Below are 8,708 nucleotides of genomic sequence, written 5' to 3' on the forward strand. Positions count from 1 at the left end.
TGAACGACCATGATCGCCGCAATCGGGCGACGGCTCGGAGGACTGTTCGCCACACTGCTGGCCGCCTCCTTCGTGATCTTCGCCGCCGTGTACGCCGCCCCCGGCGACCCCGCCGTCTTCCTGGCCGGGGGCCGCGACAAGCTCACCCCCGAGCGGCTGGCCGCCGTCCGGGAGCAGTACCACCTCGACGAGCCGCTGGTCGTCCAGTACGGCCGCTGGCTCTGGGACTGCCTCCACCTCGACCTCGGCCGCTCGTTCCAGTACGGGGACCAGGTCGCCGATCTGCTGGCGGCACGGTTCCCCACCACCCTCGCCCTCGTCGCCTATGCCACCGTCCTCTTCGTGGTCCTGGGCGTCGGCGCGGGGATCCTCGCCGCCGTCCGCCGCGGCGGCTGGGTGGACTCCGCGGTCGTCGGCGGCACCACCCTCGCCGCGTCCGTCCCCTCGTTCGTCGGCGGCATTGCCCTCGTCGCGCTGTTCGGGGTCCAACTCCGCTGGTTCCCGGTGACCGGCAGCGGCGAAGGCTTCGCCGGCACGGTCCACCACCTCACCCTGCCCGCCGTTGCCATGGCGCTCGGAGCGCTCGCCGTCATCAGCCGGGTCACCCGCCAGGCCATGGTGGACGCGGGCGCGGCCGACCATGTCGCCGTCGCCCGCGCCTCCGGGATCCCGGAGCGGGAGATCGTCCGCCGGCACGTCCTGCGCAACGCGCTGGGCCCGATCATCACCATGTGCGGCCTGGTCACCGCCGGAATGCTCGCCGGGACCGTCGCCATCGAGACCGTCTTCGGGCTGAGCGGCATCGGCTCGCTGCTCGTCGGCGCGATCAACAGCCATGACTTCCCGGTCGCCCAGGCGGTCCTGCTGCTGATGGTCACCGGCTATGTCGTGGTCACCACCGTCGTCGACCTGGTGCATCCGCTGCTCGACCCCCGCCTCAAGGCCGTGAGGAGCCCCGCATGACCGCCGTCCCCGCCGGCGGGCTGCTGCCCGTCGGCAAGCGCACCCGCCGCTCCGCCGGAGCGGTGGTGGCGGCCGGCTTCCTCGGACTGGTGGTCCTCGCCGCCGTGTTCGCCCCGCTGCTCGCCCCGTACCCGCCGGACGCCGTCGACCTCTCTTCTTCCCTCGTCGGCACCGGCCCGGAACATCCGCTCGGCACCGACGCGTCCGGCCAGGACCTGCTCTCCCGCGTGCTGTACGGCGCCCGGACGAGCCTGATAGCACCGGTCCTGCTGCTCGCGTTCGCGTCCGTCCTCGGTGTCGCGCTGGGCACCCTGGCCGCCTGGCGCGGCGGATGGGTGGACACACTGGTGTCGCGTGCCACGGATGTGATGTACGCCTTCCCCGGCCTGCTGTTCGTCGTCCTGATCATCGCCGTGTTCGGCGCCGGTATGACCACCTCCGTGCTGGGGCTCGGGCTCGCCTTCGCCCCCACGATCGCCAAGTACACGCGCAGCGTCGCCCTTTCCGAGCGGGCGAAGCCGTACATCGACGCCTACCGGGTGCAGGGCATGGGAGGCGCGCGGATATGTGTGCGCCACCTGGTCCCGAATCTCGCACGGTCGATCGCCGGCTACCTCGTCGTCCTGTTCGGCGAGGCACTCATGAGCCTCGCGACGCTCAGCTATCTGGGCTTCGGCGCCCAGCCGCCCAGCTCCGACTGGGGCCTGATGGTGCAGGAGGGCCAGTCGGCCATCGTGCAGGGCGCCCTGCTGCCCGCGCTGGTGCCGGGCACCGCCATCGCTGCCGTCGTGGTGGCCTTCAACGTCGTCGGGGTCCGCGCCGCCGACCGGCTCGGATCCAGGAGGTAGCCGCGCCATGCTGCTCGACATCGAGAACCTGACCGTCCATCTGCCGGGCGCCGCCCGTCCGTTGTTGGCGGAGGTGTCCCTCCAGGTCCGCACCGGCGAGGTCGTCGGCCTCGTCGGTGAATCCGGCTCGGGCAAGTCCACCACCGCGAAGGCCGCGCTGAGCATCCTCCCCGACGGCGCGCGGACGGAGGGGAGGGTGCTGGTCGACGGAGCGGACGTGCTGCCGATGACCGGGACACGCCTGCGCGAACACCGTGCCCGCACGGTGGCCATGGTCCACCAGGACCCGCGCTCCGCCCTCAACCCCGTGCGCCGGATCGGCGACTTCCTCGTCGAAAGGCTGGTCCGCCCCGGTGAGGGCTCCCGTAAGGAGAGGCACAGAGCGCTGGGCACCGCGGTCGAACTCCTCGACGCGGTCGGCCTGCCCGACCCCGAACGACGCGTCAGACAGCGGCCGCACGAGATGTCCGGAGGCATGCTGCAGCGCGTCGTCATCGCCGGTGCGCTCGCCGCCGAGCCTCGTCTGCTGCTCGCCGACGAGGCCACCAGCGCCCTGGACGTCACCACCCAGGCGGAGATCCTCGCCCTGTTGCGCAAGCTGCGCGGACAACGGGAGCTGGGCGTGCTGTTCATCACCCACGACCTGCATCTCGCCGCCGCCTACTGCGACCGGGTGTACGTGATGTACGCGGGCCGTGTCGTCGAGGAACAGCAGGCGCGACGCCTCTTCGGTGACGCCCGGCATCCGTACACCAGGGGACTGCTGGACTGCTCGCCGGAACTGGGCGGGACACGACGGGCGATCCGTCCGATACCCGGCCGGCCCCCGTCACTCGCGGACGCCTTCCCCGGCTGCCCCTTCACGGCACGCTGCCCCCACAGTGAGCCGGCGTGCGAAACCTGGACCCCGGAGCCGCTGCCCCTCGCCGGCGCCGGCACGGCCGCCTGCCGCCGGATCGGCGAACTGCCCCCGGTCGGTCCGTCCGGCAAGCCGGAGGCAGGCACCGCCGAGGACCCCGTACAACCGGCCGCACCGGCCGTCAGGAGCACACCATGAACGGCAACAGCCCCCAGGACGGCGCCTCCCTGCTCGTGGTCGAAGGGCTCCGCAAGACCTTTCGGCTGCCGGGCGGCGGCACTCTCACCGCGGCCGACCAGGTCTCGTTCACCCTGCCGGAGGGCGGTTCCGTCGGCATCGTCGGCGAGTCGGGCTCCGGCAAGAGCACCGTGGCCCGCATGCTGGCCGGTCTCGAGAGACCCGACGCGGGCACCGTCACCGTGAACGGCCGGGACCGGCGCTCCGCGCGCCGCGGCGGCCGCTCCCGGCGCGACCGGCTGGCCCGGGCACGCGAGATCCAGATGGTCTTCCAGGATCCCTACGTCTCCCTCGACCCGCGGCTCACCGCGGGCCAATGCCTGCGCACCGCCCTGCGGCTGCACGGGCACCCCGCGGTGGAGGACCGCATCCGGTCACTGCTCGACCGGGTCGGCCTGGGCGCCCGCGAGGCCGAGGCCAGGCCGCACGAACTCTCCGGCGGACAACGCCAGCGTCTCGCCATCGCGCGCGCCCTCGCCGTCGACCCGCGCATCCTGGTGCTCGACGAGGCGGTCGCGGCGCTCGACGTGTCCATCCAGGCCCAGATCCTCCAACTCCTCGCCGAGATCCGCGAGGACACCGGTGTGGCCCTGGTCTTCGTCAGCCACGACCTGGCCGTGGTGCAGCACATCACGGACGAGACCGTGGTCATGCGCAGGGGCACCGTGGTCGAACAGGGGCCGACGGACCAGGTGCTGCGCACACCGCGGCACGCGTACACACGGCTGCTGCTCACCTCCGTCCCGCACCAGGACTGGGACCCCTCGGACGTGGTCCGTGCCCGGGCCCGGGCGGCGGAGGCGGCTTGAGCGACGGCCGGTCCCGGGGCGCGCCGGGCCGCGCGGTGCGCGGTTCGGCCGGGGCGACCTGCGTCCGGGACCACTCCCCACAGCGTCGCGCGGCCTACGCCGTTACCCGGGCGCTCTCGCTCGGAATGACGAAGCGGCTCCCTGCCGCGCTGCCGGGCCGAAGCCGGTCCAAGGACCATGGACGGCTGCCCGTCACTCGGGCCCCGACATGCAAAAACCTACGAGACGGGCTCCCTGCGCCGGCATTGTCCGGATCAGGTGATGGGGGTCGTCCTCCGGTCCTTGGACCTTCGGACCTCTCAGCCCGACCGTCGACGTCGGCCCCGGCGGCTATCTCCGCCAAAGTCGGCTACTCCGGTCGAACTCCCTCGCTCGCCTCGTAGGCCACTTCCAGAGTAACGCTCCGCGGATGCCGTAAAAAGGGGTGAAGGGGAAAAATCAGCGCTCTTTGCGGGGCGGGTGCCCGCGCTCGGCGAGGCCGCGTCATCCGGCTCCGTACCTGATCGTCCCCACCGGTCCTCGGCGCGCTGCTCGCCGCCCCGGATGTCCGGGACACGGCCTACCCGACGAGCGCTGCCGCCGCCTGTGCGCAACCCCAGGCCACGGTGATGCCGGCGCCGCCGTGGCCGTAGTTGTGGACCAGCAGAGCCCCGCCCGGCAGGCGCTCCGACTCGATCCGCACGCCGGTGTCCCGTGCGGGCCGAAGACCCACCCGGTGCCCGAGCACCCTGGCCCTGCCGACCTCCGGGTGGATACGGGCGCACCGCTCGACGATGGCCGCCGCGGTGGCCTCTTGGGGCACCAGGTCCCAGGAGGCATCCTCGGCGGTGCCGCCCAACAGCAGCCGCCCCGGCTGCGGAAGGAGGTACGTCGTCGCGCTCGACGCGTGGTCGACCGCGGTGAACCACTCCTCGACGCCCGGGTTCTCCACCACCACCAACTGCCCGCGCACCGGCCGTACGGACGGATCGGGCACCAGCTCGCGTGCGCCGAGACCGGTGCAGTTGACCACGACGGAGGCCCCGCTCTCCGACTGCGCCCGGGCGAGCGAACCGGCCTCGCGCGCCTCCACGGTGCCGCCCGCCGCCTCCAGCCGCCGCCGCAGCCAGCCGAGATGGACGGGCATGTCGATCAGCGGGATCCGGGCCCGCAGACCGGCGGTGAATCCCGGCGGCAGCTCGTCGCGGCCCGCCTCCCGCAGTCCTTCCACCCTCGCGGCCCAGGGACCGAGGTCGACGAGCAGGGTCTCCGCATGGACGCCGGGCACCAGCCGTACACCCGTCTCCTCCGGCCGGTCCGCCAGCGCCGCGTACACCCGCAGTGACTCCAGGGACCACTCGCCGACCAGCTTCTCCGGCTCGATGCGATACGGCCACCACAGCCCGCCCGCCACCGCCGATGTGGTCGTGCCGGCGGGATCCCGGGACCACACCCGCACCCGCTTGCCGCTCTCCGCCAGCACGACGGCGGTGGTCAGCCCCACCGCCCCGCCGCCCAGCACCAGTACGTCGCCGCTCATGCCGGGACCGTAACCCATGGCGTTCCATGCTCAGAAGACCGCGCGGTTGGGCAGAATCACGACATGTCTGCCGAGTACGCGACCTTCGGGGTGGCGCCGGCGATGCGGACCGGGGGAGTCCTCGCCGATGGTGCCTACCAAGTGCACCGGGACTTCACCGACTTCATCGTCGACGGCCGGCCGCTGCTCCACCGGCTCAGTGACCTCGACGCCGTCTCGCCGCTGGCCTCCGACATCCCGCCCGCCGTCTTCACCGACCATCTCCGCCGTCTGCTCCTCGACGCGGAGGCGCCGCTGAGCGACGGCCGGTTTGTGATCTACGGCTGCCCCGAATGCGAGGGGCTCGAGTGCGGGGCCGTCACGGCCGTGATCGAGCGCGACGGCGACGACGTCGTCTGGCGGGACTTCGCCTGGCAGACCGACGGGACGGCCGATCTGGAACTCAACGGCTACCACGGCATCGGTCCGTTCCGTTTCCGCGGCGAGGAGTACCGGGCGGCGCTGGAGCAGCTGCTGCCCGGCCCGGAGGAGGCCGCGGCCCGCCGCCGGGTCCTGCTGATCGGCGCGCGGGTCGCGGTCCTCGCCAAGCTCGCCGCCGCCCTGCGGTCCATCGGCATCGGCGCCGACATCGCCCACGACGCGGCGGGAGTCCCGGCCGAGGAGCTCGGCGCGTACCAGGCCGTCGCCTTCGGCCGGGCGGTCACGGAGGCGGACCGGGCCGCGGTGCGGGAGGCGTTCACCCTCGCCGGCGCGCAGGTGGAGTACGTGGACGGGCTCGCGCCGGTCGTCCCGTTGCTGGTGGCGCAGATCGAGCTGGCCCTGGACCGGAGTCCGGTCGGGCAGCGGCGCCTGCGGGGACTCGCGGCGAAGGGCGGGGAGGCGGTGGTCGAGGTGGCCTCCGAATGCCGCGTCCGACTGGTGGCCCACCGTCTCGACGCGCTCCACCGCACCCACGTCCGGGAACTGTTCGACGGGACGCTGCAGCCCGGGACGCACCGAATTCCGCTGGACGCCAGGGCGGTCAAGGGACGATCCTTCGTCGTGGCGCGCACCATGGGGGGCGTGCTCGTCACGCCGGTGGCGCGATGATCCGACAAGAGGCCCGGGCGAGCCGCTGAATCGCCGCCGCATGCATCACTCACGTCACGTACATCACACGCCTCGCGCGTGTGCGCCCCTGAACCGGAGGTCCGCCTCCCCGCGCCCATGAGCGCGAGGAGCAGCGGACCCGCCTTCCGCACCCGTGCGCCCGACGAGCTCCGCCGAAGCCGGCGCCCGCGAGCCCATTCCTGCTGGGACCATCTCTACGCGGCGCCCCTGTGGCCACTGCACGGCGCGAACCTCGGCACCCTCGCCCGCACCTGCGACGCGGTCGGCGCATGCATCACCGTCCCGCGTTTCCCGTGGGTGCCCGAGGCACTGGCCCGCGGCAACACCCTGCGCAAACCGGTGTGCACCCACCGCACCGGCGACCCGCTGGGATGGCTGGCCCGGCAGCGGGAGCGGGGAGCGCGCGTCGTCGGCGTCGAGCTGGCCGACGAGGCCGTACGCCTCGCCGACCTCGCGCCGGCGAGGCGGCCGACCGTCATGGTCCTCGGCCATGAACAGCACGGGATTCCGCCGGAGGCGCTCGACCTGCTCGACGAGTGCGTGGAGATCCCGATGATCGGCACCGGCTCGAGCCTGAACGTGGCCGTCGCCGGCTCCCTCGCCCTGTACAAACTCGCCGGACTCCTCTGACCCGCAAGAAGCCCTAGGATTCACTCCCTGATGACTGCAACTCTCGTCGCCAAGGACCTCGCCGCCGGACACGGCGACCGCTCGCTCTTCGCCGGGCTCGACCTCGTCGTCGCACCCGGCGACGTGATCGGTCTCGTCGGCGTCAACGGAGCGGGCAAGTCCACCCTGCTGCGTCTGCTCGCCGGACTCGACCGACCGGAACAGGGCGAGCTGCGGCTCTCCCCGCCGACCGCGACCGTCGGCCACCTCCCGCAGGAGCCCGAGCGCCGCGAAGGGGAGACCGTCCGGGCCTTCCTCGCCCGCCGCACCGGCGTCGCTGCGGCCCAGACCGCCATGGACGCCGCCGCCCAGGGCCTGGCCGACGGCGTCGAGGGGGCGGACGACGCCTACGCCACCGGCCTGGAGCGCTGGCTCGACCTCGGTGGCGCGGACCTCGACGAGCGCGCCGAGGAGGTCGCCGGTTCGCTCGGCCTCACCGTCGACCTCGACCAGCCGATGACGTCCCTGTCGGGCGGCCAGGCCGCACGCGCGGGTCTCGCCTCCCTGCTGCTGTCCCGCTACGACGTGTTCCTCCTCGACGAGCCGACCAACGACCTCGACCTGAGCGGTCTCGAGCGCCTCGAGACCTTCGTCCAGGGTCTGCGGGCCGGCACGGTCGTGGTCAGCCACGACCGCGAGTTCCTCACCAGGACCGTCACCAAGGTCCTCGAACTGGACCTCGCTCAGCAGCAGATCACCCTCTACGGCGGCGGCTACCAGGCCTACCTGGAGGAGCGCGAGACCGCCCGCCGGCATGCCCGCGAGGAATACGACGAGTACGCCGACAAGCGGGCCGCTCTCGAGGGCCGCGCCCAGATGCAGCGGAACTGGATGGACAAGGGCGTCAAGAATGCCCGCCGCAAGGCCACCGACAACGACAAGATCGGCCGCAAGATGCGGAGCGAGGCGAGCGAGAAGCAGGCCGCCAAGGCACGCCAGACGCAGCGCATGATCGAGCGGCTCGACTCGGTGGAGGAGCCCCGCAAGGAGTGGGAGCTGCGGATGGAGATCGCCGCCGCCCCGCGCTCCGGCTCGGTGGTCGCCACGCTTCGCGAGGCGGAGGTGCGGCGTGGTGGCTTCCGGTTCGGCCCGGCGTCGTTGCAGATCGACTGGGCGGACCGCGTGGCCGTCACCGGCGCCAATGGCTCCGGCAAATCGACGCTGCTCGCCGCCCTGCTCGGCCGGCTTCCTCTCGACTCGGGACACGCGTCGCTCGGCTCCGGTGTCGTCGTCGGCGAGGTCGACCAGGCACGCGGGCTCTTCTACGGCACCGAGACGCTGCTGGACGCGTTCTGCGCGGCCGTCCCCGACACCGAGCCGGCCGAGGTCCGCACACTGCTGGCCAAGTTCGGACTCAAGGCCGGCCATGTGATGCGCCCGGCGACCACCCTGTCACCGGGCGAACGGACCCGTGCCGCGCTCGCGCTGCTCCAGGGCCGTGGCGTGAATCTGCTGGTTCTGGACGAGCCGACCAACCATCTCGACCTGCCCGCCATCGAACAGCTCGAGGCGGCGCTCGACTCGTACAAGGGCACGCTGCTGCTGGTCACCCACGACCGCCGGATGCTGGACGCCGTCCATGTCACCCGTCGCATCGAGGTGGCCGACGGCAAGATCATCGAACTCTGACACCCGATCCGGCCCCGATCCGAGGCCGTCCGGCCCGGCCGCTGCGACGCGGCCGGGTACGGGAC

8 protein-coding genes are annotated in these 8,708 nt (G+C 72.7%); 7 read left to right on the top strand and 1 reads right to left on the bottom strand.

Features of this window, described 5'->3' with window-relative positions; translation table 11 throughout:
• Positions 1 to 9 precede the first annotated feature (9 nt).
• Genes ACWGH4_RS07485 through ACWGH4_RS07500 form a run of 4 tightly spaced genes read left to right on the top strand, consistent with a single transcriptional unit; the run spans position 10 to position 3,716 of the window.
• Positions 10 to 963 (top strand): ABC transporter permease, encoded by a 954-nt coding sequence (locus ACWGH4_RS07485; protein ID WP_453456892.1) that lies wholly within the window; start codon positions 10 to 12, stop codon positions 961 to 963.
• On the top strand, positions 960 to 1,811 hold the full coding sequence (locus ACWGH4_RS07490) for an ABC transporter permease (protein WP_453456895.1): 852 nt from the start codon (positions 960 to 962) through the stop codon (positions 1,809 to 1,811). Before ACWGH4_RS07485 ends, ACWGH4_RS07490 begins: the two co-directional genes overlap by 4 nt.
• Before the next feature lie 7 nt (positions 1,812 to 1,818).
• Positions 1,819 to 2,868 carry an ABC transporter ATP-binding protein gene (locus ACWGH4_RS07495; protein ID WP_453456898.1) on the top strand — a complete coding sequence of 350 codons (1,050 nt, stop codon included), beginning with the start codon at positions 1,819 to 1,821 and terminating at the stop codon, positions 2,866 to 2,868.
• Positions 2,865 to 3,716, top strand: a complete 852-nt coding sequence (locus tag ACWGH4_RS07500; protein WP_453456901.1) for an ABC transporter ATP-binding protein — start codon at positions 2,865 to 2,867, stop codon at positions 3,714 to 3,716. The genes ACWGH4_RS07495 and ACWGH4_RS07500 overlap by 4 nt, the downstream gene beginning before the upstream one ends.
• A gap of 559 nt (positions 3,717 to 4,275) precedes the next feature.
• Here the strand turns inward: ACWGH4_RS07500 and ACWGH4_RS07505 are convergent.
• Complete coding sequence (locus ACWGH4_RS07505) at positions 4,276 to 5,235, bottom strand: FAD-dependent oxidoreductase (RefSeq protein ID WP_453456905.1); 960 nt, start codon at positions 5,233 to 5,235, stop codon at positions 4,276 to 4,278.
• A 63-nt stretch (positions 5,236 to 5,298) separates the two neighbouring features.
• On the opposite strand from ACWGH4_RS07505, the gene ACWGH4_RS07510 reads away from it, so the two are divergent.
• From ACWGH4_RS07510 to ACWGH4_RS07520, 3 genes are all read left to right on the top strand, one after another.
• Positions 5,299 to 6,324, top strand: a complete 1,026-nt coding sequence (locus ACWGH4_RS07510) for an oxidoreductase (protein WP_453456908.1) — start codon at positions 5,299 to 5,301, stop codon at positions 6,322 to 6,324.
• A gap of 117 nt (positions 6,325 to 6,441) precedes the next feature.
• Positions 6,442 to 6,975: a TrmH family RNA methyltransferase gene (locus ACWGH4_RS07515; protein WP_453456911.1), complete on the top strand. Its 534-nt coding sequence runs from the start codon at positions 6,442 to 6,444 to the stop codon at positions 6,973 to 6,975.
• A gap of 30 nt (positions 6,976 to 7,005) precedes the next feature.
• The gene (locus ACWGH4_RS07520) at positions 7,006 to 8,643 is read left to right on the top strand and encodes an ABC-F family ATP-binding cassette domain-containing protein (RefSeq protein WP_453456914.1); all 1,638 of its coding nucleotides are present in this window, start codon (positions 7,006 to 7,008) and stop codon (positions 8,641 to 8,643) included.
• Positions 8,644 to 8,708: the final 65 nt, after the last annotated feature.

Source organism: Streptomyces sp. NPDC054847 (genome assembly GCF_053610925.1).

What these genes read in the sequence shown, in the direction of transcription:
- ACWGH4_RS07500 (WP_453456901.1), top strand. Translation starts at nt 2,865, where the DNA reads ATGAACGGCAACAGCCCCCAGGACGGCGCCTCCCTGCTCGTGGTCGAA.
- ACWGH4_RS07520 (WP_453456914.1), top strand. Translation starts at nt 7,006, where the DNA reads ATGACTGCAACTCTCGTCGCCAAGGACCTCGCCGCCGGACACGGCGAC.
- ACWGH4_RS07490 (WP_453456895.1), top strand. Translation starts at nt 960, where the DNA reads ATGACCGCCGTCCCCGCCGGCGGGCTGCTGCCCGTCGGCAAGCGCACC.
- ACWGH4_RS07510 (WP_453456908.1), top strand. Translation starts at nt 5,299, where the DNA reads ATGTCTGCCGAGTACGCGACCTTCGGGGTGGCGCCGGCGATGCGGACC.
- ACWGH4_RS07495 (WP_453456898.1), top strand. Translation starts at nt 1,819, where the DNA reads ATGCTGCTCGACATCGAGAACCTGACCGTCCATCTGCCGGGCGCCGCC.
- ACWGH4_RS07515 (WP_453456911.1), top strand. Translation starts at nt 6,442, where the DNA reads ATGAGCGCGAGGAGCAGCGGACCCGCCTTCCGCACCCGTGCGCCCGAC.
- ACWGH4_RS07485 (WP_453456892.1), top strand. Translation starts at nt 10, where the DNA reads ATGATCGCCGCAATCGGGCGACGGCTCGGAGGACTGTTCGCCACACTG.
- ACWGH4_RS07505 (WP_453456905.1), bottom strand. Translation starts at nt 5,235, where the DNA reads ATGAGCGGCGACGTACTGGTGCTGGGCGGCGGGGCGGTGGGGCTGACC.